The 23,637-nt window shown below is 73.0% G+C and carries 20 protein-coding genes and 1 pseudogene; 12 read left to right on the top strand and 9 right to left on the bottom strand.

Annotated elements, in window-relative coordinates; translation table 11 throughout:
* Window positions 1–188: 188 nt before the first annotated feature.
* From ACFXKZ_RS28360 to ACFXKZ_RS28370, 3 genes are read left to right on the top strand one after another with little or no spacing between them, the layout of a single operon-like run.
* Window positions 189–1,091: an AAA family ATPase gene (locus tag ACFXKZ_RS28360; protein ID WP_380003861.1), complete on the top strand. Its 903-nt coding sequence runs from the start codon at window positions 189–191 to the stop codon at window positions 1,089–1,091.
* 1 nt (window position 1,092) lies between these two features.
* Complete coding sequence (locus tag ACFXKZ_RS28365) at window positions 1,093–2,262, top strand: VWA domain-containing protein (RefSeq protein WP_380003862.1); 1,170 nt, start codon at window positions 1,093–1,095, stop codon at window positions 2,260–2,262.
* Between the two features lie 6 nt (window positions 2,263–2,268).
* Window positions 2,269–3,366 carry an XdhC family protein gene (locus ACFXKZ_RS28370; RefSeq protein ID WP_380003863.1) on the top strand — a complete coding sequence of 366 codons (1,098 nt, stop codon included), beginning with the start codon at window positions 2,269–2,271 and terminating at the stop codon, window positions 3,364–3,366.
* A 32-nt stretch (window positions 3,367–3,398) separates the two neighbouring features.
* Here ACFXKZ_RS28370 and ACFXKZ_RS28375 read toward each other — a convergent pair whose 3' ends face one another.
* Window positions 3,399–4,139, bottom strand: coding sequence for a rhomboid-like protein (locus tag ACFXKZ_RS28375; protein WP_380003864.1), 741 nt, complete (start codon window positions 4,137–4,139; stop codon window positions 3,399–3,401).
* A gap of 210 nt (window positions 4,140–4,349) precedes the next feature.
* Here ACFXKZ_RS28375 and ACFXKZ_RS28380 point away from each other — a divergent pair, with 210 nt between their 5' ends.
* The 4 genes from ACFXKZ_RS28380 to ACFXKZ_RS28395 all read left to right on the top strand — a co-directional run bounded on the left by ACFXKZ_RS28380 (window position 4,350) and on the right by ACFXKZ_RS28395 (window position 7,500).
* Window positions 4,350–5,717 (top strand): histidine kinase, encoded by a 1,368-nt coding sequence (locus tag ACFXKZ_RS28380; protein WP_380003865.1) that lies wholly within the window; start codon window positions 4,350–4,352, stop codon window positions 5,715–5,717.
* On the top strand, window positions 5,714–6,391 hold the full coding sequence (locus ACFXKZ_RS28385; protein ID WP_380003866.1) for a response regulator: 678 nt from the start codon (window positions 5,714–5,716) through the stop codon (window positions 6,389–6,391). Before ACFXKZ_RS28380 ends, ACFXKZ_RS28385 begins: the two co-directional genes overlap by 4 nt.
* Window positions 6,392–6,526: 135 nt before the next feature.
* Entirely contained in the window at window positions 6,527–6,940 is a 414-nt protein-coding gene (locus tag ACFXKZ_RS28390) for a DUF4440 domain-containing protein (protein ID WP_380003867.1), read from the top strand.
* 104 nt (window positions 6,941–7,044) lie between these two features.
* Window positions 7,045–7,500, top strand: coding sequence for a hypothetical protein (locus ACFXKZ_RS28395; protein ID WP_380003868.1), 456 nt, complete (start codon window positions 7,045–7,047; stop codon window positions 7,498–7,500).
* 30 nt (window positions 7,501–7,530) lie between these two features.
* On the opposite strand, the gene ACFXKZ_RS28400 is transcribed toward ACFXKZ_RS28395, so the two are convergent.
* From ACFXKZ_RS28400 to ACFXKZ_RS28410, 3 genes are all read right to left on the bottom strand, one after another.
* A complete protein-coding gene (locus ACFXKZ_RS28400; protein ID WP_380003869.1) occupies window positions 7,531–7,686 on the bottom strand; it encodes a hypothetical protein in 156 nt (51 codons plus the stop codon).
* A 114-nt stretch (window positions 7,687–7,800) separates the two neighbouring features.
* Window positions 7,801–10,389 (bottom strand): class IV lanthionine synthetase LanL, encoded by a 2,589-nt coding sequence (lanL, locus tag ACFXKZ_RS28405; protein WP_380003871.1) that lies wholly within the window; start codon window positions 10,387–10,389, stop codon window positions 7,801–7,803.
* A 198-nt stretch (window positions 10,390–10,587) separates the two neighbouring features.
* Entirely contained in the window at window positions 10,588–10,755 is a 168-nt protein-coding gene (locus ACFXKZ_RS28410; RefSeq protein ID WP_380003872.1) for an SflA family class IV lanthipeptide, read from the bottom strand.
* A gap of 366 nt (window positions 10,756–11,121) precedes the next feature.
* Between ACFXKZ_RS28410 and ACFXKZ_RS28415 the strand changes: the two genes are divergently transcribed.
* The 3 genes and pseudogenes from ACFXKZ_RS28415 to ACFXKZ_RS28425 all read left to right on the top strand — a co-directional run.
* A complete protein-coding gene (locus ACFXKZ_RS28415) occupies window positions 11,122–11,943 on the top strand; it encodes a phosphatase (protein ID WP_380003873.1) in 822 nt (273 codons plus the stop codon).
* A 294-nt stretch (window positions 11,944–12,237) separates the two neighbouring features.
* A complete protein-coding gene (locus ACFXKZ_RS28420; protein WP_380003874.1) occupies window positions 12,238–13,170 on the top strand; it encodes an alkaline phosphatase family protein in 933 nt (310 codons plus the stop codon).
* A gap of 110 nt (window positions 13,171–13,280) precedes the next feature.
* Window positions 13,281–13,692: pseudogene (locus tag ACFXKZ_RS28425) on the top strand (TolB family protein); the annotation flags it as partial.
* Between the two features lie 80 nt (window positions 13,693–13,772).
* Here ACFXKZ_RS28425 and ACFXKZ_RS28430 read toward each other — a convergent pair.
* Window positions 13,773–14,210, bottom strand: a complete 438-nt coding sequence (locus ACFXKZ_RS28430) for a DUF5997 family protein (RefSeq protein WP_380003875.1) — start codon at window positions 14,208–14,210, stop codon at window positions 13,773–13,775.
* A gap of 58 nt (window positions 14,211–14,268) precedes the next feature.
* Here ACFXKZ_RS28430 and ACFXKZ_RS28435 point away from each other — a divergent pair, with 58 nt between their 5' ends.
* Complete coding sequence (locus ACFXKZ_RS28435; RefSeq protein ID WP_380003876.1) at window positions 14,269–15,081, top strand: LysR family substrate-binding domain-containing protein; 813 nt, start codon at window positions 14,269–14,271, stop codon at window positions 15,079–15,081.
* 401 nt (window positions 15,082–15,482) lie between these two features.
* On the opposite strand, the gene ACFXKZ_RS28440 is transcribed toward ACFXKZ_RS28435, so the two are convergent.
* From ACFXKZ_RS28440 to ACFXKZ_RS28455, 4 genes are all read right to left on the bottom strand, one after another.
* Window positions 15,483–16,121 carry a hemerythrin domain-containing protein gene (locus ACFXKZ_RS28440; protein ID WP_380003877.1) on the bottom strand — a complete coding sequence of 213 codons (639 nt, stop codon included), beginning with the start codon at window positions 16,119–16,121 and terminating at the stop codon, window positions 15,483–15,485.
* 86 nt (window positions 16,122–16,207) lie between these two features.
* Window positions 16,208–17,950: a cytochrome bc complex cytochrome b subunit gene (locus tag ACFXKZ_RS28445; protein WP_380003878.1), complete on the bottom strand. Its 1,743-nt coding sequence runs from the start codon at window positions 17,948–17,950 to the stop codon at window positions 16,208–16,210.
* Between the two features lie 201 nt (window positions 17,951–18,151).
* Entirely contained in the window at window positions 18,152–19,432 is a 1,281-nt protein-coding gene (locus tag ACFXKZ_RS28450) for an LCP family protein (RefSeq protein WP_380003879.1), read from the bottom strand.
* A 169-nt stretch (window positions 19,433–19,601) separates the two neighbouring features.
* Window positions 19,602–21,137 carry a DUF885 family protein gene (locus ACFXKZ_RS28455; protein ID WP_380003880.1) on the bottom strand — a complete coding sequence of 512 codons (1,536 nt, stop codon included), beginning with the start codon at window positions 21,135–21,137 and terminating at the stop codon, window positions 19,602–19,604.
* 698 nt (window positions 21,138–21,835) lie between these two features.
* On the opposite strand from ACFXKZ_RS28455, the gene ACFXKZ_RS28460 reads away from it, so the two are divergent.
* Window positions 21,836–23,269, top strand: coding sequence for a PLP-dependent aminotransferase family protein (locus tag ACFXKZ_RS28460; protein WP_380003881.1), 1,434 nt, complete (start codon window positions 21,836–21,838; stop codon window positions 23,267–23,269).
* The last annotated feature ends 368 nt before the right edge of the window (window positions 23,270–23,637 follow it).

The raw sequence follows: 23,637 nt of genomic DNA on the forward strand, positions 1-23,637 counted from the left end.
AGTGGCGGGTTCCGCGTCGGCACGGCCCGATTCGGGCAGGTAAGGATGACAGGGATCGGGCCGCTCTTTGGCACATGTTGCCGTCGAGAGTGCGGCCGGTACAGCGTGTACTGAACACCGATCGTTCGGGCGGGGCGACGCCGAGTGCCCCCCGCCCGGGCGTTACGGGTGTGGCGAAAGGTGTGGGCGTGGCGCAGGCGTGGTGGGGCGGCGAGGACGTCGACGGGCCGGACGCGGTGGCCGCGCGCCTGGACGGCGTGGACTACCTGGCCGGGGACGGTGTCGGTACCGCCGCGTTTCTCGCGCTGCGGATGGGCCGCCCGCTGCTGGTCGAGGGCGAGCCCGGCGTGGGCAAGACCGCACTCGCCGGGGCCCTCGCACAGGCGTTCGCCGTACCGTTGTTCCGGCTCCAGTGCTACGAGGGCCTGGACGCCTCGCAGGCGCTCTACGACTGGGACTTCCCGCGCCAGATGTTGCACCTGCGGGCGGCCGGCGCGGCGGGGGAGAGCGACGCCGCGACGCTGGAGGCCGGGCTGTACGACCGGCGCTATCTGATCTCGCGGCCGGTGCTGGCGGCGATCGAGGCGTCGCCGGCGGTGTTGCTCGTGGACGAGGTGGACCGGGCCGACGACGAGTTCGACGCGTTCCTCCTCGAAGTGTTGTCCGATTTCGCGGTGACGGTGCCCGAGTTGGGGCGGATCGCCGCGACGGTGCCGCCGCTGGTGGTGCTCACCTCCAACCGCACCCGCGAACTGCACGACGCGCTCAAGCGGCGCTGCCTCTACCACTGGCTGGACCACCCCGACCACGCCCGCGAGGTGGCCATCGTGCGCCGCCGGCTGCCCGAGGTGAGCACGCGGCTGGCCGAGGACGTGGTGCGCGCGGTGGGCAGGCTGCGCGCGGCCGACCTGGTCAAGCCGCCCGGCGTCGCGGAGACGCTGGACTGGGCGGGCGCGCTGCTCGTGCTGGGCGTGCGAGAACTGGACCCGGAGGCCGCCGCCCGCACCCTGGGCGCGGTGCTCAAGCACCGCGAGGACCTGGAGAGCGTACGGGCGGCCGGGTTCGACCGGCTGCTCGTGGTGGGCGGCTGAGATGAGCGCGCGCAGCCCCCTGGACGCCGCCACGCTGCGCGCCGCGGCGAACGCGCCGACCCGCCGGGACGGGATGGAGGTCCTGGTCGGATTCGCCCGCACGGTGCGGGCCGCCGGGGTCGCGGCCGATCCCGAGCGGGTACGGGTGTTCCTGGCCGCCGCCGCCGAACTGGGCGCCGATCGGCGCGAGGACACCTACTGGGCCGGGCGGCTCGCGCTGTGCTCGGCGCCGCAGGAACTGGCCCGCTACGACGCCGCGTTCGCGGCGTACTTCGGCGCCGAACAGCCCGTGCCGGGCCGCCGCCGGCCGCGCGTGGACGTCGAGCGCGCGGTGGGTGTGCCGGACACCGCGTCCGCCCCGCCGCGGGGCGACGAGCGGGACGGGGAGGCGCGGGTGGCCGCCGCGGACCGGACCGAGATCCTGCGCCGGCGCGACATCGCCTCGCTCGACCCGGCCGCGCGCGCCGAACTGCGCCGACTGCTCGCGCTGCTGCGCCCGGCCGCGCCCACCCGCCGCACCCGGCGCCGCCGCCCGGCCCGACACGGCCGGATCGACCGCACCCGCACCGTGCGGGCCGCGCTGCGCACCGGCGAGTTGGACCGGCTGCACCGGGCCGCGCGCACGGTGCGACCGCGCCGCCTGGTGCTGCTCCTGGACGTCAGCGGCTCGATGGCACCGTACGCGGACGCGCTGTTGCGGCTCGGCCACGCCGCGGTGCGCCGGCGTCGGGGCACCGAGGTGTTCACCGTAGGCACTCGGCTGACCCGGATCAGTCGCGAGCTGGGCCACACCGACCCGGATCGGGCGCTGGCCGCCGCATCCGCCGTGGTGCCCGATTTCAGCGGCGGCACGAGGCTCGGCGACCAGTTGCACACGTTCCTGACCCACTGGGGCCGGCGGGGCGTGGCCCGGGGCGCCGTGGTGGTGATCGCCTCCGACGGCTGGGAACGCGGCGATCCGGAGCCGCTGGCGGTGGCCATGGCCCGACTGCACCGGCTCGCGCATCGGGTGATCTGGGTCAATCCGCACCGGGCCCGGGATGGGTATCAACCCCTTGCGGCGGGTATGGCCGCGGCCCTCCCGTACGTTGACGACTTTGTCGCCGGGCACAGCCTGGCCGCCCTGGAGGAACTGTGTGCACTGCTGGTCGACGAGCGAGGGGCCCGGTGATCGGCCGTGCGTGAACTGCTTGACCACCTCGAGGCGTGGTATCGGACCGGACGCACCTTCGCGCTGGCCACGGTGGTGTCCACGCTGCGCAGCGCGCCGCGCGACGCCGGCGCGGTGATGGCCGTCTCCGCCGACGGCGTGGCACTCGGCAGCGTGTCGGGCGGATGCGTCGAGGGGGCGGTGTACGAGCTGGCCCTGGAGGTCGTCGAGGACGGCCGACCGCGCACCGCGGCCTACGGGATCAGCGACGACGACGCGCTGATGGTGGGCCTGACCTGCGGCGGCACCCTGGAGGTGTACGTCGAGCCGGTCGACCCGAGCCGCTTCCCGGAATTCCCCGAGCTGATCGCCGCGCTGCGCGAGGGCCGCCCGATCGCGGTGGCGACGGTGGTCTCCACCCCCACGCCGGAGAGACTCGGCACGCGGGTGCTGGTCGGCCCGGACGAGGGCGACGGGGACGACCCGCGGACGGCCTCCATACGCGCGATGCTGGACGCCGACCGCACCACGCTGGCCGGCTCGGACGGCGACGGGCTGGTTCCGGTCCAGGCGCTGGGGGTGCGGCAGGACGAGGTGGTCTTCGTCCGCTCGCACGTGCCGCGCCCGCGCCTGCTGGTGTTCGGCTCCAACGACTACGCGGTGGCGGTGGCCCGGGCGGGCGCGTTCGCCGGGTTCCGGGTGACCGTGTGCGACGCCCGGCCGGTGTTCGCCACCGCGGACCGCTTCCCCGGCGTGGACGAGCTGGTCGTGGACTGGCCGGACCGCTACCTGGCGGACACCCGGGTCGACGCGCGCACCGCGATCTGCGTACTCACCCACGACCCGAAGTTCGATGTGCCGGTCCTGGTCCGGGCGTTGCGGATGCCGGTCGGCTACGTGGGCGCGATGGGCAGCCGCCGCGCCCACGAGGACCGACTGCTGCGACTGCGCGAGGCGGGGATGACCGAGGCGGAACTGGAGCGCCTGCACTCCCCCATCGGCCTCGACCTGGGCGCCCGCACCCCCCAGGAAACCGCCATCGCGGTACTGGCCGAGATCATCCGATCCCACCACGGCGGCACCACCCGCCCCTTGTCCCTCACCACAGGCCGCATCCACCGCTGACCCCCGTGCCCCTGAGCCCGCGCCGGGCGGGTTCAGCCATCGAAAGGTTCGGCCGATGGTCCGGTGCCACGAGCGGCCCGGCTCCGGAGTGCCAGGACGCCGCCGATGAGGGCGCCGGTGGTGAATGCGGTCAGGTGTCCGATGGCCGTGACGTCCGCATCGGTGATTCCGTGGAGCCAGGACAGGCCCTCGACGGACGACATGACGATCGCCGGCACCCGCGCCATGGGCCGTCGGCCGTACAGGGCTACCGCCGCCAGTGCCGCGATCAGCAGGTAGGACGGGCCGACGTCGGGCATACCGCGCAGGTCGGGTGGGGCGTGGCCGAGCGCGATGCGGATTGCCAACAGGCTCTGGCCGATTGCCGTGCCCACCACGTGTCCCGTGGCTGCGATCAGGGCGGCTCGGCGGTTGCCGAAGCGGTCGGTCAGTGTGGTCAGGGCGAGGGCGGTGACGGCGAGGCGCGACCAGCGCTCGGGTTCGAGTACGAAAGCCGAGGCGGCCAGTGACTCGATCGGTCGGCCGCGGAGGTTGGTGAGGTTGGTCGAGGCCCAGTCGACCAGCGCGGCGCGGTCTTCCGGCCCGAGTACCCAGGTCTGGACGGCCGTGACCACACCTGCGGCCAACACGTAGGCGATCGGCAGCAGCAGGGCGCGCGGCCGGCGGCCCACTGTGCGACGGAGCCGGCCGGCGGTCCGCGTCGGCTCACGGGCGGGCGCGGAGGCCGGGGACTCGGCGCGGTACGGGTGCTCGGTCGTGACGATCGGGATCACTTCCTCTCGATGGGGAAGTCGGTGGGAGGGCGGCGCGGGTTCGGCCTCTCGAACCTCGCAGTTCGCCGGGCCCGGGCGCGTCCGGCGGGCGACAGACCACGGCGGGTCTGTCGCGCGGGGGATGGCGGGGCGCGGCTACGACCTGAGGACGATGCGAAGGGTGGCCCGGAGACAGAAGTCACGTCCTGCTCGCGCGCGTAGCGTCGATGCGTGAACTCGACGACGCCGCAGGCGTACACCCCGAAGCAGGGTCCGCGTCGCCGGCTGCTCGTGGCCGTGGACGTGGCGATCGCCGGCGCGCTGGGCGTGGTCCTGTCGTTGGGTGTCTCCACGTTGACGTGGCACGGATGCCTGCCCGTGCCGGTGGTGTTCGTGACGATCTGGCTCTTCGCGGGGGCATTCGTGCTGCGCCGGTTCGCGCCGCTCGCCGCGATGGTCGCCACGTCCGTGCTGCTGCCGCCGCTGATGGCGACACCGTGGTTCCTGGCGGTGTGGATGCTCGCGGTCCTGGTCGCCTACGGGGCACAGGCTCGCTCGCGGCGGGTGGCGGCACTCGTACTGGGGGGTTCCCTGCTGGGCGAGTTGGCGTCCTGCCTGGTGATGCAGGAGCTTTCGGGTCGACCGATGATCGGCTTTCAGATCGTCATCGTGCAGTTCGCCGCGTGGGTCTCCGGGTGGGCGGCGGCCAGAGGCCGCGCGCACAACGAGGGCCTGCGCCGCCAGGCGGAGGAGCGGGCGGCGGCTCAGGTGGCTCGGGCGCGCCGTGCGGTCACCGAGGAACGCCTGGACATCGCCCGCGAGTTGCACGACGTGGTGGCGCACAGCCTGAGCGTCATCGCGGTGCAGTCCGGTGTCGGGAACCACGTCATTCACACCCGGCCGGCCCAGGCCGCCGCCGCGTTGGCGGCGATCGAGGAGGTCAGCCGGTCGGCGCTGGTCGAACTGCGGTCACTGGTGGGGCTGCTCCGGGACGGCGACGCGGCGGAGTATTCGCCCGGCGCGCTGGCCGACCTGGAGGGGCTGCTCGCGCGCAGCGCCCAGGCCGGGGTGCGGGTCGACGCCACGGTGAGCGGTGGCCTCGACGAACTGCCGCACGGGCTGGACCGGGCGGCGTATCGGATCGTCCAGGAGGCGCTGACCAACGTGGCCAAACACGCGGGGACCGACCGGGCCCGGTTGACGGTGTCGGTCGACGACGCCGGGATCGGGATCGAGGTCGTCGACGACGGGGTGGGTCGGGTGGAGTCGGGGCAGGCCGAGCCGGGGTCGGTGGTTTCGGCTGCTTCCCGTCGTTCGGTGACGTCGAAGGGATCGGCGGACTCGCCGGGGACGGGTGCCACGACAGCGGCGACCGTCCCGAACGGCACGGCGAATCCCGAGAGTTCGGCCGGCAAGTGGGACCGTCCGGCCGGTCACGGGCTGATCGGGATGCGCGAGCGGGCCGCCCTATACGGTGGTCGGGTGAGCGTCGGACCACGCGCCGAGGGCGGCTTCCGGGTCGTGGCGTGGTTGCCGGTGCCGGAGGAACAGCCTGCGTACGCAGGCACGTTCGGCACGGGGGAGATGGGGACGGCGTGACGATTCGGGTGTTCGTCGCCGACGACGAGAGCCTGGTGCGCGCGGGATTCGGCGTACTGATCGACTCCGACCCGGAGTTGACCGTGGTCGGCGAGGCCGGCAACGGGCGCGAGGCGGTGCGGCTGATTCGGGAGAGCCGTCCCGACGTGGTGTTGATGGATGTGCGGATGCCGTTGCTCGACGGCATCGAGGCGACCCGCGAGGTGATGGCCGACGGCGGTCCCCACGGGCCTCGGGTGCTGATCCTGACCACGTTCGGGCTGGACGAGTACGCGTTCGGCGCGTTGCGCGCGGGCGCGAGCGGATTCCTGCTCAAGGACACCCGTCCGGCCGAACTGCTGACCGCGATCCGGGTGATCGCCGCCGGCGAGGCGCTGTTGGCGCCGCCGGTGACACGGCGCCTGATCGAGGAGTTCGTCAGCCGCCCCGCCGTACGGCGGCAACCGCTCGCGAGCCTGGAGAGTGTCACCGACCGCGAGCGCGAGGTGTTGTACCTGATCGCCACCGGCCTGTCCAATGCCGAGATCGCCGCGCAGTTGTTCCTCGCCGTCGGCACGGTCAAGACGCACGTCAGCCGACTGCTGACCAAACTCGGCGCGCGGGATCGAGCCCAACTGGTCATCGCCGCCTACGAGAACGGGCTGACGGGCGGTTCGGCGACGGCTCGGGCGTGAGCGCACGGCGCTGGGGCGCGTCGGGCCCGGTGCGGCCGACGTGCGGTGCGCGGTTTCCCGATTGGCGTTGACGCCGACGTCAACGTCTAGCGTCGGGATCCCATGCGGGACGACGGCGACGAGGGAGTGGGTGCGATGGCCGAGACGAGTGGTGTGGGCGCGCACGACAGGCGCGAGGTGGTCGGGGCGGATCTGGCCTTCTTCGACGCACTGGTCCGAGCGGACAAAGACGCGCTGGACGCATTGTTGGCCGACGACTTCGTGCTGGTGGACGTCATGGCCGGGTCGGTGATTTTGAAGGCCGACCTGGTTTCGCTGATCGCGTCGCGGCGGCTGGAGTTCGAGGCGATCGGGGCGGACGGGGAGGAGCCGAGTGTGCGGTTCTTCGACGCGACGGCGATCGTGATCGGGCGTACCCGGATGTCCGGCCGCTTCGAGGGGGAGGCGTTCATGTCGCGCAGCCGCTACACCCACGTCTTCGTCACCGATCCGGCCGGGCGAGGCGGCGGATGGACGCTGGTCAGCGCGCAGGGCACCCGGGTGGAGTGACCACGACGCGGGGCCGCCGGGTGCGCCCGGATGCGGGTACGGCGCGGGCAAGGGATCGGGGAATCCGCCTGCGGCCGGTGGGGCTGCCGGTCACAATGTGATCCATGAGTGAGTGGGGAATCGCGCTGCTCGCGGCCGGGTCGGCGCTCGCCGGTGGCTTGATCACCGGCTGGTTCGCCCGCAGCGCCGGGATGCGTCAGGCCGACGCGGCCCGGCACGCGGGCGACCGGCAGGCCGATGCCCTCCTGGAGACCGTCCGCACCACGCTGGACGAACAGCGCGCGGAGCGACTGACGGACGTCCGCCGCCAGACCTACCTGCGCTTCCTCGAAGCGGCCGAGACGGTGATCCTGACCCGCCGCACCAACACCGGGGGCCACGACGACCTGCCCGCGTTGCAACGGGCGTTCGGCGCACTCCAGTTGGAGGGGCCGGCCGAAGTGACCGACGCGGCCCGCGCGTTCGTCGCCGAGCTGCGCCGAAACGGTCCTCTCGACGACCTGGAGCAACTACGCGTGGCCCTGCTGTCCGCCGCGCAGGCCGCCCTGGTCCGGCGCTGAACCCGCCGTCGCCGGGGCGGCCGAGCCGAGCTACGTGTGGTCGGCGAACCACGCCAGGATGCGCGGCGCCGAGCCGATCCCGGACGGATAGTGCCCGATGTCGCCAAGATCGGGCACCCGCACGTCGGCGTCGTGTGCGCTCAGCGTACGGGCGCAACTCTCGGTGTTGTAGTGCGCTCTGAGCAAATCGCATACCCGGACGCCAGCCGGCCGAGCCGCCCCCGAGCACTCCGGCCAACGCCCACCTTCGGGGTGGGTTCGGGCCCACCCCGAGCCGGAGGCCACCACCAAACGCGCCGCTCAGGGGCCCGTCGGCGGAGCCAACAATCGCCGCCCGCCGCGTTGTTGCACCCGTCGGAGGAAGGAGAGCACACCCGCGCTGCCCGTGCCCCACGCCGGGCTCGACGCGGCGCGGGTGTTGTCCGGGAGCAGGGGGCGGCGGGTGGTGCCGCCGCTGCGGGCCAGGATCAGGCCGATCACATCCTCGGCGGCCCGCCACAGTTCGTCGTCGCCGGTCGCGACGGCGGCGTCCACGAGCAGTTCGCCGATGCCGGACAGACCGCAACACTGGGACACCAGGCTCATCCGCGGGGCGAGGGAATGGCACAACCGGGCGCAACGCAGGCCGAGTTCGAGCAGCTTCGGGTCCCGATCCGCGGCTCCGGCGGCGATCAGCGTCGTACCGATACCGGCCATGCCGCGGCACCAGGACCCGAAGTTCCGGGCGGCGCCGGGCAGGGCGGCCGAGGCGAGCAGGTCGGGGGTGCGCGCGGCGAGGTCGGCCAGACCCTCCCGGGCGGCGGCGTGTACGGCCGGCCCCGCGTCGGGGTCGGTGCGTCGGTAGGCGTCGAGGAAGTACACGATGCCGGCCCGGCCGTGCGCGAACCCGTGGGCGTAGGCCGCGCGGGAGGAGGCCGGGGGCAGCCCGAGTTCGTCGGGTTCGGGCTCGCCGTGCCGGGCCGGCAGCATGCCGGCGCACGCCGCGGCGGCGGCCAGGTGGACGCCCGCCCGCTCCGGGTCGCCCGCCGCCCGCGCCGCCGCGGCCAGCAGCAGGTGCCCGGTACCGCCGCCGGCCGCGCCGCCGATCTGGTCGCCGGTGTCGTCGTAGGGCCTCGCCGCGGTCGGCGTGTTCGGGGCCGGCGCACCGCCCGGCAGGTCGGCGGCGCCCCGGAGGAAGAGGTCGACGCCGGTGCGGCCGGTGTACAACGTGTCGGAGAGTTTGCCCAGTTCGGGGTGGGCCGCGGTGCGGTGGGCGAGGCGCGCGACGGCGCCGGCGACGTCCGGGCGGTCGGTGTGGTGCAGCAGTTCGAGGCCGACGCCGGCGGCGCCCACGTACAGCGTCAGCGTCGAGCCGGGACGCGGGCCCGAGGCGGCGGGCCAGTCGGCGACATCCCGGACACAGGCGGCGACGGTGTGCCCGATCACGTCGTCCAGGAGCGTGGGGGTGACCCGGGGTGGCGCCGGCAGTCGGCGGCCGGGCACCGGTTCGGGTCGCCCGGCCCGCAACCGCCGTGCGCAGGCGGAGCGTTCGGCCGGATCCGGGCTGAGCAGCGCGGCCACCATGGCCCGGACCGGCCGATGGGTGACCCCGGGCAGCGCGGCGGCCAGGCAGGCGAGCGTCCGATGCCGGTTCACCGCCGGATCGGGGTCGACGATCACCGGGTCCAGGCCGGTCAGCGCGTAGTGCAGCGTGGCGCCCAGCGCGTACAGGTCGTCGACCGGGACGGGCGAGCCGCCGTCCGCATCGGGCGTCAGGGTGTAGCCGGGGGTGCCGCCGGCCGGGCGGCGGGTGTCCAGCGCGCTGATCCCGAAGTCGACGATCCGGGCGTTCCCGTCGGCGTCCAACACCACATTGCCCGGCTTGAGGTCACACACCACCACGCCGCGTTCGTGGATGCCGTCGAGCACCGCGAGCAGTCGGCGGGCCAGTTCGGAGATCCGCCGGCCGGAGCGGGCGTCGCCCGGGTAGGGGCCGTGGGCGAGCACGTCGCGGCGCAGGTCGCCGGGGCCGCAGTCGGTGGTGACCAGATACTCGTCCTCGCCGTGCCGCAGGTGGTCGATCACGCGGGGGACGCCGTCGAGACCGGACAGCGCGCCCAGTACCGCGCGTTCGTGCCGCAGGCGGTCCCTGGCGTCAAGTCCGCCGCCGTCCTCCCCGGCGTACGCCCGGGCCTGCTTGACCACGACGCGGTCGCCGGTCGCGGTGTCGAGGGCGCGGTAGACGTCGCCGTGCGGGGAGCGGGCAATGCCGCCGGTGAGCCGGTACCGCCCGCCGATCAGCCGGGCGGTGCGTCCCGGCGCGGGCGCGGCGGCGCCGAACGGGTCGGCGGCCCAAGGGGGTTGCCGGTAGCGCACGGTGGCCCGACCCGGGAAGCGCTGCCCGTCGGGGCCGGTCATCACCAGCGCCGCGTCGTCGCCGCCCCTCGCCCGGAAGGGCCCGTACCGGTAATAGACGGGGGCGTCGGGGCGGACCCGGCGGTCGCCGAGCACCCGCGGCCCGCCGCGACCGGCCAGCACCTCGGCGAGTTCGCGGCCGAGCGCGGCCACGTCCCGCTCGCGCGGGTAGACGGTGATCGCCTTGCCGACGAGGGCGGGATCGCGGACACCCGCGTTGATCTCCTCCAGCACGGCGGTGCCGGCCGCGAACTTGGCCAGGCAGGTGTACCGCAGCAGCACCGGGACCAGCAGGTCCAGCGTTTCGGTGAAGTCCTCGGGGCGGGTCGAGACGTGCAGCTTCCACCCGTGGTCCAGCGGAGGCATCCGCGGATCGAACAGGTGGAGCCAGACCGAGTCCGCCCGGTGACGTCGATCGTGGCCGGCGATCAGCGTGTCCAGACGCCGACTCAGGTTCTGCACGGATCCGTCGGGGACCGCCCGCGCCTTGCCCACGTCCGCTCCTTGCCGTCCGGGTCGGGTGGTTCCGAACACACCGTCCGCCGAACGATCGCCCGCCCGCTTCGGGAGCGTCGTCCGCTGCCGGCGTGCCCGGTACGGGACCGCGCGCCCCGCGCGGATGCGTGATCCGTGCGGGGCGGCCGGATCGATGGGCTCCGGGCCGGATCCGGTGTTCGGCGGGCGACGGGCCGATCAGGCCCAGTCGCACCCCACGCGGGTGGTGGCGGTCACCCACGGGTCGGCCAGACACGACTCGATCCGGCGTTCCGGGTTGGTCTCGTCCTCGAACTCGACCAGTTCCTCCTCGACCTCGACGTCGAGCGGTCCGGCATCGCGGATCTCTACCATCACGGGGCTCATTTCGATCCTTCCTGCAGCAGAGGCGGGCAGATCAGTACACGAACCTTCGCGGTCGTCGGCCGTCCCCGGTCGCCGCCCGCACCTGTGTCCTCCGGTGCTGGTGGGGCGGGTGGGCCGCCGTTCCGCGCCAATAGTCTCCACGCTGCGCAACAAAAGGAGAACGTCACGAATCAGCCGACTTATGGCGCGATTTCGTGTGCGTGAACGGGATTCGACGAGCCCGATCCGGGACAGGGGCGCGGGCCGGCGGGAGACCCGACGCCGACCCCGACGCGATCACCGCGCCGGCGGGCCCGTACCCGCGCCGCCGACCCCGGGGTGGGGGCGCCGGCCACCGGGTGGTTGTCGTGTGCGCACAATGGCGGCATGACGACGCCGAACATCCCACCGTCGCCCGACGAGTTGCTCCGGCACCTGGTCGCGACCCGCATCGCGGGCCCGATCGCCACCCCACGAGAGGTCAACCTCCGGCACTACGCCGAACTGGTCCGCGGAAACCTGCGTTTTTGGCTCGGCCTGGACCTGGGCGACCGCTGGAAGACCGAGGAGGACGTGCTCGCCGTGATGGCCGAGCGCGCGGGCGTGGACCCGAACCCCGCACACCGCACCGGCCAGGACACCATCGACCCCGAACTGACCCTGGCCGCCCTCGACCGGATGGCCGCCGTACTGCGCGACGCCGCCACCCGTCGACTGCACGTCCTCGTCGCCACCGGCCACCCCGGCGGCCTGCTCGACGTACACCGCGCCATCGCCGAGTCGCTGACCGCGGCCGGCGCCACCGTCATCGACATCCCGCGCGACCTGCGCACCACCGAGGGGGACGACGAAACCTGGGGCGACGTCCGCCAGTTCGGTGGCGTCGCGGTCCTGGAGCGCGGGGCCACCCTGTGGCACACGCACGCTCCGCAACCGATGAGCGCGATCCTGGACGCGCTCGCGGAGAGCGGCCGACCCCGCCCCGATCTCGTGGTCGCCGACCACGGCTGGGCGGGGCGTGCCGGGCAACAGGGCATCCCCACGGTCGCGTTCGCCGACAGCAACGACCCGGCGCTGTTCCTCGGCGAGGCCGAGGGAACCGTCACGGTGACCGTGCCGCTGGACGACCACGTCGTCGACGCCCGCGACTACGCCCCGATGACCGCCTACCTCCTGGCCGCCGCCGGCCTGTCCGCCGAGGCCCGCTGACCACACCGATCCGCCGACCGACCGGCCCGGGACACCATCGTGTCCCGGGCCGCCGTCGTGTTCTGCGCCGGTGTTCCGCGCCGCCATCGTGCCCCACGCCGGCGCCGCGTATCCGGTCCGACCGGGTGCGTCGCACGGTGATCGACGTTCGATCGACATTCGATCGACGGGTTGGCGACCGGCGGCCGGTGGTTCGTTCGCGCGAACTTCACGTTCGGGATGCTCCCGGGCGAACCCGATGATTCCCTAGCATCCTGGATGCACCATCGAGCACGCGGTATTCCACTCACTCCGATGTCACAGGAGACAACCGTGTCCGACTGGTCCATATCCCGACGCAGGCACCCCGTCCGCAGCCATCCCCACGCCCACATCCGCAACCGCGCCGCGTCGGCGCTTGCCGCAGCGCTGGTCGCCGCCTGGGCCTTCGTCGCCGGCGCGCCCACCGCGCGGGCGGCGGGCAGCATACCCACTCCCGATCACACCATCGTCGTGGTCTTCGAGAACCACGGCTACAGCCAGGTCATCGGCAGTTCCAACGCGCCGTACATCAACTCGCTGAAGACCGGCGGCGCCAACCTCAGCCAGTTCTACGCCGAGACCCACCCCAGCCAGCCCAACTACCTGGCGATGTTCTCCGGTTCCACCCAGGGCATCACGGACGACAGCTGTTACGCCCCCGGCTTCAGCTCCGCCCCCAACCTCGGCTCGGAACTGATCGCCGTCGGCGCGACCTGGGCGAGCTACAACGAGTCGTTGCCCAGTCAGGGTTCGACCGTGTGCTCCAGCGGCCAGTACGCACGCAAGCACAACCCCTGGTTCGCCTTCTCCAACGTGCCGACCTCCACCGCGAAGACCTTCGCGCAGTTCCCGACGAACTACACCACCCTGCCCAAGGTTTCCTTCGTGGTCCCGAACCTGTGCAACGACATGCACGACTGCTCGGTGAGCACGGGTGACACCTGGTTGCAGAACAACCTCGGCGCGTACGCCACCTGGGCCAAGACGCACAACAGCCTCCTGGTGGTCACCTTCGACGAGGACAACCGGCTGAGCGGCAACCGCATCGCGACCGTCCTGTACGGACAGCAGGTGGTCGCGGGCAGTTCGAGCGCCACCACCTACAACCACTACAACCTGCTCCGCACGATCGAGGACATGTACGGCACCTCGCACGCCGGACAGGCCGGATCCGCCACCGACATCACCGGGGTCTGGGTCCCGTGACGTGTGTGTAGCGGACAGTCGCGGTGCTCCTGGCCATCCCGCCGGGCCGACCGACCGGGTCGGGCGGCAACGGGTCTTCCTCGACGGCCACTTCGCGCTGCACGTGGCCTGGGGGGACCTTCGCCGACGACCGGGTCTTCTACGCCACGATGGCCACCGGGGGCCATACCTACCTGGTCCGGGGCGACCTGCGGGAGCGCACGGTGACCTCGGTGCACACCAACGTCGAATGTCCGTCGTTGTCGCCGGACGGGACCACCGTCGTCTACAAGAAGCGGGTCGAGGGCGCGTCGGCGGATGCGCCCTGGCGGCTGTACGCCCTCGATCTGCGCTCGATGGTCGAGACCGCGCTCGCCGAGTCGCGCAGCGTGGACGACCAGGTGGTGTGGTTGGACCCGCATACGGTGGTCTACGTGCTGCCGGGCGACTACGGGGGCTGATCTGTACGCGCTGCCGGCGGACGGGTCGGGGGCGCCCCGGCGGTTGACGACGGCGGCGGTGGCGCCGGTGTATCCGGGCTGACGGGGCCGCCGAGGATGGAACGGGTCGCCCGGGCGGGCCGGGCGACCGTCGGGGGTTGGGCCGGGCTCAGCCGGGCCCGGTCAGGAGCGGGGGCGACGGGCCGGGGCGGGGCGCGTGGCGGGTCGCTCCTGCTCCTTGGCCTCCCTGGCCTGGTTCTTCTCCTTGATCCGGACCGCTTCCTTGCGGACGTCGGCCTGGACGGCGCGCTCGTGGAGCAGCCACTCCGGGCCCTCCTCCTTCAGCGCGTCGATCTGCTCGGTGGTCAGCGCCTCGGTGATCCCGCCGCGCGCGAGCCCGGCGATGGATACGCCCAGCTTCGCCGCGACCACGGGCCGGGGGTGCGGACCGGCGGCGCGCAGCTCGCGCAGCCACTCCGGCGGGTCGGCCTGAAGTGCGTTCAGTTCGTCGCGGGAGACGACACCTTCCCGGAACTCGGCGGGGGTGGCCTCGAGGTATACGCCCAGCTTCTTCGCCGCGGTCGCGGGCTTCATCGTCTGGGTGGTCTTGTGCGACGTCATGGGGTCAAGAGTAGCGACCGTGTGCGGTGCCGCCGATCATGGCCGGTAACCTGACGTGGTGACAGGCGCGGAAACACCCTCTTCGTTCCGGCTCGCCTACGTTCCGGGGGTGACCCCCGCCAAATGGGTGCGGATCTGGAACGAGCGGCTGCCCGACGTATCCCTGGCGTTGCTCGCGGTGACCGCCGCCGAGGCGGCCGAGGCGCTGCGGAGCGGGGGCGCCGACGCGGGTCTGGTGCGGTTGCCGATGGATCGGACCGGGCTGAACACGATCCCCATGTACACCGAGACCACCGTGGTCGTGGTCCCCAAGGACCACGACGTGACGGCGGTCGACGAGGTCTCCGTCGAGGACCTGGCCGACTTCGTGCTGCTGCACCCGCTGGACGACCCGCTCGACTGGACCGCCGGCCCACCCGGCGTGCCGGCCAAGGAGCGGCCGGCGACCACGGCGGACGCGATCGAGCTGGTGGCGGCCGGGGTGGGGTTGCTGATCGTCCCGCAGTCGTTGGCCCGACTGCACCACCGCAAGGACCTGACGTATCGACCGCTGGCCGGAGCCGGCGAGACGGTCGACGAGGCCGCCGGAACCGCCGAGGTGCCGCAGTCGCGGGTCGCGCTGGCCTGGCCGGAGGGTGAGCCCTCCGAGCTGATGGAGGAGTTCATCGGGATCGTCCGGGGCCGGACGGTGAACAGCTCGCGCGGACGTACGCCCACCCCGCCACAGCCCAAGTCGGCGAAGGCGGCGGCCAAACGCCCCGACGCACGCCGCAAGCCGGGCGGCGCCGGCGGCGGAGCGACCGGCCGGGGCTCACGCGGCGGCCCCGGCTCCGGCAAGACCGGCAAACGCGGCAAACCCCGCGGCCGCTGACCGCGCAGGTCCTTCACGCTCGAACGCCCGGGGCAAAGGCGGCAGCCCAGCGCCCCGACGCACGCACGCCGCCGGCCGGGCGGGGCCGGGGCAGTGGTGCGGCCGGCCCCGCTTTCGGCAAACGCGCAAGTCACGCGGCCGCTGCTTGGGTCGGTCGTCCGTGCTTGAACGGCGCAACGCACCCGCCTCACCCACCCCGCGCACCCGCCTCACCCGCACCCGCCTCACCTGCGCCCGCCTCACCCGCGCCCGCGCCCGCACCCGCACCGCACGCGCACCGCACGCGCACCCGCCTCGCCTGCACCCGCCTCACCCGCGCCCGCGCCCGCACCGCACGCGCACCCGCCTCACTCGCGCCCGCGCGCACGCGCTTCGCTCGCCTCGCCCGCGTCCGTTCCGCCCTACCAACGCACGTGTTTCGGGCGCAGGAGGCGGTGGGTCAGGCGGACGGCGGGTGGGAACACGTGGCGGATTGCGAGTTCGCGATCGGCGGGTACGCCTTTTACCAGCCAGGACAGGAACTCTGCGCCCTCGACCAAGTAGAGCGGTTGTCGCTGGGCCACGTCGAAGTGGGCCCATTCATGGGGTGTGATCAGCATCGAGATCAACGGGAGCAGGGTCGCGTCCTCGAAGTCGAGGTGTGCGGTGAGCGCGGTGTCCAACTGCGTCACGTATTCGAATGTGCGGCTCGCCGGCCCCCGTCCGGTCAGGCAGTCGTCGATGGTGGTCACCAGTTCGTCCAGCCGGTGGTGCTCCTCCGCCATCACCGCCGTCAGCCGGTGCAACGGAGACCCTCGGCCGGACGCCTCGCGCAGCACCGGCCACAGCGTGGCGTCCTCGGCGCGGTGGTGCAGGGTGAGGTAGTTCCGGAACCGGTTCCACCCGGGGCCGGCCACCGGCACGCAGGTCCGCGCCCATTCGACCAGGTCGGCCAGGTCCCGGCGCAGCGCGTGGTGGACCGCGTGGATGAGCAGCGGATCGGGGCGCGGACCGTCGGCGGTACGGCCGCGATGCGAACGGGACGGGACGGTCGAGGGCATGCCGGATCTCCTCGGGGCGGCGGTGTGAGCGGTGTGGGCGGCGAGGGTGCGCGGGGGCGGCCTGCGGGAGGGGCCGCCCCCGCCGGTCAGGAGTGTTCGTGGTGGTGCTCGGGCCCCTCGGTGAGTTCCCGGAACTCCTCGGGGGTGGCCTTGGCGATCGGCTCGGCGAAGTACCAGTGCGACATCCGCACCCGCAACTTCTGCGAGCGGGTGACCCGGCGGGCCACGCCGTTCTCGTCCACGGCCGGGACCAGGGTGTACGGCCTGGGCTGCTCATGCGCGGTGAGGCTGTGCCGCAGTGCGGGGTCGAGCGGTTCGTGGACCTCGATGTACTCGCCGTGCGGGAGCTTTTTGAGCACACCCGTCTCGCGGCCGTGCAGGACCTTGTCCCGGTCGCGGCGCTGGAGGCCCTTGCAGATGCGTACGGTGGCCAGGTAGGCGAGGACCGGGGCGATCAGGAACGCGAAGCGGCCGATCCAGGTGATGGTGTTGATCGACAGGTGGAAGCGGGTGGCGATCACGTCGTTGCCGCCGCAGATCCACAACACGCCATAGGCGACGATCCAGCCGACGCCCAGACCGGTGCGGACCGGCATGTTGCGCGGCCGGTCCAGGATGTGGTGTTCGCGCTTGTCGCCGGTGATCCAGCTCTCCACCCACGGGTACGCGGCGATGAAGGTGAACAACACGCCCGGGATGATCAGGGACGGGATCAGCACGTTGAAGCTGAGCGTGTGGCCCCAGAGGTTCCACTCCCAGTTGGGCATGATGCGCAGGGCGCCCTCGATGAAGCCGATGTACCAGTCGGGTTGCGAACCGGCGGTGATCTGGCCGGGGTTGTAGGGGCCGTAGGACCAGATCGGGTTGATCTGCACCAGACCGCCCAGGAGCGCGGTGACGCCGAAGACCAGGAAGAAGAAGCCGCCCGCCTTGGCCGCGTAGACCGGCATGAACGGCGCGCCGACCACGTTCTTCTCGGTCCGGCCCGGGCCGACGAACTGGGTGTGCTTTTGGTACCAGACCAGGGTCAGGTGCACCGTGACCAGGCCGACCATGATCGCCGGGATCAGCAAGACGTGGATCGTGAACAGGCGCGGCACGATGTCGTCGCCCGGGAACTCCCCGCCGAACAGGAAGAATTGCAGGTAGGTACCGACGAGCGGGATGGCCAGACAGACCCCCTCGGCGATCCGCAGACCCGTGCCGGAGAGCAGGTCGTCGGGGAGTGAGTAGCCGGTGAAGCCGTTGACCATGGCCAGCACCAGCAGCAGGAAGCCGAACAGCCAGTTGAGGTCCCGGGGCTTGCGGAACGCACCGGTGAAGAAGATCCGGAACATGTGCACGAACAGCGCGGCGATGAAGATCAGCGCGGCCCAGTGGTGGACCTGACGGATCATCAGGCCGCCGCGCGTGTCGAAGCTGATGTCGAGGGTCGAGGCGTACGCCTGGGACATGTGGATGCCCTGGAGCGGCACGTAGGAGCCGTCGTAGACGACCTCGGTCATGCTCGGCTTGAAGAACAGCGTGAGGAAGACACCGGTCAGCAGCAGCACGATGAAGCTGTACAGGGCGATCTCGCCGAGCATGAACGTCCAGTGGTCCGGAAAGACCTTGCGCAGGTGTCTCTTGGTCGCGCCGTAAATGCCCAGTCGGCTGTCGATGGCGTCGGCGAACCGGACGCCCGGGCCGTCCGGGACGGGGAGTCGGGTGTTCTCCCCGCCCTTGGCCGAACCGGCGTGCGGCCCGGCGCCGTTGCCTCCTGCGCCGCTGCTCGCCGCGCCCTCGCTGCCCGCGCCGTTACCCTCTGCGCTGATGCCCCCTGCGCTCATGCGCGACGTCCCTCTCGTCCTCGATCCGCGGTGCGCGGCGCGGCGGCCGGTGCGAGCCGGGTGGATGTCCCGGAGCGGTCCGGGCCGCGCGTCCTCGGCTATATGACGTGGGTCGGGGCGAAAGTGTGACTCGGCGGGCGGGATTCGACGGTTGGGCAAGTGGGAAACGGGGGTTGAGGCCCAGGGCTCGGGGCTCGGGGCTCAGCCGAAGGAGAGGTTGGAGCACGGGTCGTCGTCGGCGGAGCGGACCTTGTCGACGACCGATGCCGGTGGGGGTGCGGGCGTCGAGGTGGTGGTGGGCTCGGTGGGCTTGTTGGGTTTGGTGGTCGGGGGTGGTTCGGTGGCGAAGGTGCGGCCGAGTGTGACGGTGGGGTCCGGGGACTTGCCGCCCGCGTCCTCGCCGTCGACGGTGCGGTCGGCGCGCAGCGCACTCCACAGGATGTCTGCCCGGGGGCGGACGATCGCGACCCGTTCGCCCTGGTAACGCCACGGCACCGTGACGAACTTGGTGTTGTGCAGGTCGATGTCGCGCAGGGACATCGCGAACGAGGTCAGCTTCTGTACCGAACCGAGCCCGGGGTCGACGGTCAGCGCCTTGGTGGCCGCGTCGGCGAGCGGGAACAGGGTCGTGGGATCGAGGCCCTTGCCCTTGACCCGGGTGATCAGCGCGGCGACGAACGCCTGTTGGCGACGGATGCGGCCGATGTCGGAGCCGTCGCCGAGGCCGTGCCGGATGCGTACGTAGTCGAGCGCCTTTTGGCCGGAAACGGTCTGACGGCCCTTGGCGAACAGCAGTTCGCCGCGAGCGTGGAGGTTGGGGTTCAGGTCGCCCGCGTAGACGTCGGTGGGTACGCAGACGTCCACGCCGCCGACCGCCGAGGTCATCCGGGCGAAGCCGGCGAAGTCGATCACGACGGTGTGGTCGACGCGCAGGCCGGTCAGCTTCTCGACGGTGTTCTGCGTACAGGCCGGATTGCCCCGGGTGGTGTCGCCCACGGAGAAGGCCGCGTTGAACATGGTGTTGGTTTCGGGTCCGGTCCAGGAGCCGTCGGGCAGTCGGCACGGGGGTATCTCCACGAGCGCGTCGCGCGGGATCGAGACGGCCACCGCGTGTCTGCGGTCGGCGTACACGTGCAGGAGGAACGCGGTGTCCGAGCGGCCGACGTCGCCCTGTCCGCCGCCGTACGCGTCGTTGCCGCCGGCGCGCGAGTCGGAGCCGATCACCAGCACGTTCCGGCCGCCGGTCTCCTCGGGGCGGTCGGGGGAGACGCCGTCGGCGGAGAAGGTCCGGATGTTGCCGTTGAGCCGGAGATAGATCCAGCCGGCGCCGGCCACCAGGAGGACGACGAGGGCGAGGGTGATGCCGCCGAGTCGGCGGCGCCTGCGGGTGCGGCGGGGGTGGCGGGTGCGAGGTGACGCGGTGGATATCCCGGGTTGCGGCCCCGACTCGGGCCTGGCGCCCGACCTGTGACTTCCCGACATCGCGCGGCCTCGTCCCGGTGGTTCGGTCGAGGCGAAGTGATCGGCCTCGATTCTTGTTTCTATAGTTGCGCAATATAGCAACTGTTGTGGATGGGTGTCCGACGCACTCCGGTTCGCGGGGGGCGAATCGGTGTGCGCCGGGTGGGTGGGGACGGGGTCGGCCGAGTGGTCAGCCTCGATCGAGGGCGGCGTCCAGGAGGCCGAGCGGGGGTGCGCCCAGGCTCAGCATCGCGGCGTGGAAGCGGGGCAGGGTGAACGCCGATCCCCAGCGGGCGCGGGCCCGTTCGCGCAGGTCAAGGACGGCGAACTTGCCCCACGTGTACCGGCCGTAGGTGGGGTCGAACAGGCCGCGCCGGGCCTCGTGCAGGGCGGCGGGGCCGGCGAGTGCCACGTCCTCGGTGAACCTGTGGGCCGCGTCCTCGACCGTCATCGCGCCGGTGTGCAGGCCGATCGCGCAGGCGAAGCGGGTGACCCGGCGCAGCGCGTCCTGCGCGACGGCGATCGCGAACGCCGGATCGGTGCGGAAGCCCTCCTCCAGGGCCATCTCCTCGCAGTAGTGCGCCCATCCCTCGATGAAGACCTCGGAGAGCACGGTGCGCCGAACCGCGCTGCCGGCGCGGCGCATGGCGCGGCCGTGGCTGAGGTGTCCCGGGGCCACCTCGTGCACCACCATGTTGGCCATCAGGTTGCGGCTGAAGCCGGTACGCAGCCACTGGTCGCGCTCGGTCGTGGACCAGCCGGGGAGCGGGAGGCTGACGTGGAAGCGGCCGGGCGCGTCCGCCTCGTTCGCGGCGGCCCAGGTCGCGCCGGCCAGGGAGCGGCGTTGCGCGTCGGGCATGGGCAACACCTCGACGCGGACGTCGTGGTCGGGGACGAGGTCGTGCGCTGCGGCCCACGCCACGGCGTCCTCGACCAGGGCCCGGAACTCCGGGATGACCCGGTCGGTGTCGGGGTGGTCGGCCTGGAGCGCAGCAATGGTGGCGGAGGGTTCGGCGTGCGGGTCGAGCCGACGGCAGGCCTCGTCGCGCATCGTGCGCAGCCGGTCGCGTTCGGCGTCGACGCGGGTGGTCATGGTGTCCGGGTCCAGATCGACGGCCTCGGTGGAACCGAGCAGGCGGGCCAGTGCGGCGCCGCCGAGCGCGGCCGACGGCGGGCCGTGCCGGCGGGCGTGTTCGAGGTGGTCGACGAAGCGGTCCAGGGCGGCCCGCGCGGCGTCGTGTACCGCGTCCGTGCCCGGCGTGACGAAATCCGCCAGGCCGCGGGCGAGCGGGAGGGTGGCCGCGGCCAGCGGGGCGGGCACCCGGTCCAGCGCCTCGATCGCCGCGTCGACGCCGTCCGGCCAGCCCGCCAGGTGCGCCCGTCGCGCGGTCGCGCGCTCGTCGGCGGGGGCGTAGTCGCGGTCGTAGCCGGACAGGTCGAGGTTGTCGATGTGCCAGATCGGATTGGTCCGGTACAGCGCCAACTCGTCCAGCCGTACCCGCAACGCCTCCTCGGCCGCGCGAGCGAGGGCCTCGTCGTAGGGGTCGGGGTAGGCGTTCGTTCCGGGTGGTCCGCCGAGCGCGGCCACGGCGCGGCGTACGCTGGCGGGGGAGAGGTCCTGGAGGGTGCCGTCGTACTCGTGTCGACCGGCGCTCTCCCGCGCGGCGAACACGGACGCGTCGCAAATCGCGGCGAGACGGGCGTCCAGGGGGCGGGCCGAACTCATGTGCTGCTCCAGTACTGTGCGCTGCTGTGACCGGACCAGCCTGGCCACCCGACGCGCGTTCGTACCGGGCCAATGCGGACGGAGGTGGACCGGGCCGGATGCGGGGGTGCTGGGGGCCGATGGAGGCGGGCGGGTCGGGCCGGTGGACGTGGTGGGGCGGGCGGCGTGGCCGGGGCGAGGGGTGCGAGGGGGCGCTGGGTTGATGGCGGCGGGGGTCGAAGGGGTCGGCGGGGCGCGGTGGTTGGAGGGGTTGACGGGATCGAGGGAGCCGACAGGAATGACGAAGCCGAGCGGGTCGGGTCGCCGGAGTCGGGACGGGTGGCGGAACCCGCACGGCCGGTGCGGCCTTTGCGCCCCCGCAGCTCTCGCCGCCCCCGCCGCCCGCGCCACTCCCGCAGTCGCCGCCAGGGGCGCCCGCTACGCGGTCCGAGCGGTCCGCGTCCGCTGCGCCCGCCACGCGGTTCGGCGGGGCTGCTCGGCCCGTGCGTCCCTCGTCCGTCGTTGCGCAGCCCGGCGGAGGTGATGGGGCTGCGCGGTTCGCATGCTCCGACGCGCCCGGCCGGCCTGGTCGTTCCGGTGTGTCCGCTCCGCCGGTTCGCGCTGTCCGCGCGGGGCGGGCCGCCCGGGCCGCCGGCTCTGCGCCCTCCGTGCGGCCCGTGGTTGCGGGCCGTCCCGTGACCGGGCCTTCGGTGCGGTCCGTGGTCGAGCCGGCGGAGTTGGTCGAGTTGCTCGGGGACTGGACGGTGGGGGAAGGGGTGCTCTACCGGGGGCTGGCCCGGGCCACGGCGCGGCTGATCGCGGACGGGGCGTTGGCCGCCGGGGCGCGGTTGCCGGCCGAGCGGCGGTTGGCGAAGGCGCTGGCGGTGAGTCGGGCGACGGTGGTCGCCGCGTACGACTCGCTGCGGACGGACCGGCTGGTGGAGAGTCGGCGGGGGAGCGGAACCAGCGTGGCGCTCCGGCCCGAGGTGCCGGCCGCCGCCGGGGACGGACGGGTGCCGGGTGGGCAGGCGACGGCGCTGGTGCAGCGGATGGTCTCCGGGCCGGGTGAGGTGATCTCGCTGGGGCACGCGGCCGACGCCGACGGGCCCGATCTGGCGGCGGCGTTGCTGGACCTGGTTCGGGAGGACCTGCCCGGGCTGCTCCGGGACACCGGCTACCACCCGGCCGGCCTCCCCGCGCTCCGGGCCGCGATCGCCGCGCACCACACGGCGCAGGGGTTGCCGACCGGGCCGGACCAGGTCCTGGTCACCACCGGTGCGACCCAGGCGATCGTGCTCGCCACCCGGCTGTTCGTGCGCCCGGGGGCGTGCGTGGTGATCGAGTCGCCGAGTTGGCCGGGCTGCATCGACACGTTCCGGGCGGCGGGCGCCCGGCTGGTCGCGGTCGGCCTCGACGAGGAGGGCCTGCGGATCGACCTGCTCGCCCGCGCGCTCGCCGAGCATCGCCCCGCGCTGTTGTTCGTGATGCCGACCTACCACAACCCGACCGGCGTGCTGATGTCCGCCTCGCGCCGCCGCCGGATCGCCGAACTGGCCGCCGAGCACCGGGTCACCGTCCTGGAGGACAGCGCGCACGCGGCCGCCGCCGCTCCCGGCGAGGTGCCGGCGCCGATCGCGGCCCATGCCGTGGGCGGGTCGATCCTCACCGTGGGGTCGTTGTCCAAGGCGGTCTGGAGCGGGTTGCGGATCGGCTGGGTACGCGCGCCGCGCACGGTGATCGAACCGCTGGCCCGGCTCAAGGCCGGGTCCGACCTGAGCACGCCGCTGCTCGACCAGGCACTGGCGGCCCGGCTGCTCCCCGAACTGCCCGCCCTGAGTGCCTCGCGCGCGGCGCTGCGCCGGGCCCGACTCGACACCGCGCGGCGACTGTTCGCCGAGGCGTTGCCGACGTGGCGCGTACACTCGCCGACCGGCGGTTCGGTGTTGTGGATCGAACTCCCACCCGGCACCGACGCCCGAATCTTCGCCCAGATCGCCCTGCGCCACGGCGTCGAGGTCGTCCCGGGCGCCGCCATGGACGCCACCGGCACCCACGACACCTTCGTACGCGTCCCCTTCGCCTTCGACCCGGAGGTCCTACACCAGGTGACCACCCGCCTGACCACAGCCTGGACCGAGTCGAACCCCCTCTGACCCCCACAACCCAACCCCACCCGCCGACAACTCCGACGTCCGAACGGCAACTCTCACGCCGGGCCGGCGGTTGCGGTGTCGGAGCGGCAACTCACGTGTCCGGCCCGCAGTCCCGGTGTCGGAGCGGCAACTCCCGCCTGGACCGAGTCGAAACGCCTCTGACCCCCATAACCAACCCCCCGGGCAGCAACTCCGGCATCGGACGGCAACTCTCGTGTCGGGTCGGCCGTTGCGGTGTCCGGACGGCAACTCTCGCGCCGGGCCCGCAGTCCCGGTGTCGAGGCGGCAACTCCCGCTCCAGCACACAACTCCGGCGACCGACGCCCAACGGGCGCGGTCGCCGCCCCCGCTCCGCGCCGCCCCCGCTC

This window comes from Embleya sp. NPDC059237 (assembly GCF_042754105.1).
Lineage (GTDB): Bacteria > Actinomycetota > Actinomycetes > Streptomycetales > Streptomycetaceae > Embleya.